We start from the raw sequence: 507 nt of genomic DNA, 5'->3' as shown, positions 1-507 counted from the left end.
TAGAGAATATGATTTCGCTCATTTAGACTTATCCCTAACAATGGTAAAACCTTAAAAAAGAATCCCATTATAATTCTATAAGATACGAAGTGAATATCGCTATATCTCTTCAATAGCAAAGGATTACTAAATACATTTTTGTGAAATTCTGAGTATTCAAGGTGAACTTTGCTATTCTTAAAAAAATCATACGGACTTGGTAATTGCCTTAGGTCCAGTTTTTCAACATTTTTTACAAGTTCCTTATTAACCATTCCTAAATTTTTTGACAATTTGGGAAAAGTGACAAGTTCTTCCTTAAAATGGCCACGATCTAAATCACTTACAAATTCAATTCTTTTTTTGATTTTCTGGTAACTTTTTTTATCAGCTATCGCTCTAAGTTGGCTTAAATAATATAAATAGTTAGAATAAAATGACAAATATCCATGGCTAACACCGTCAGCATGCTGATCAGCTACTGTACATAGCAACTCTTCTATCAAGTATCGTTTATGTTCAGTATCT

The 507-nt window shown here is 30.6% G+C and carries 1 protein-coding gene; it reads right to left on the bottom strand.

The genetic code is table 11. From position 1 onward, the window contains the following. Positions 1-507, bottom strand: a 507-nt coding sequence (locus FH871_RS34700; protein ID WP_212768359.1) for a hypothetical protein, incomplete at both ends; no start/stop codon positions are given.

It is taken from the genome of Larkinella sp. C7, from assembly GCF_006149005.1.
Classification (GTDB): domain Bacteria; phylum Bacteroidota; class Bacteroidia; order Cytophagales; family Spirosomataceae; genus Larkinella.
Note: the sequence above shows the minus strand (reverse complement) of the source record. Positions and strands in the feature narration are given on the sequence as shown.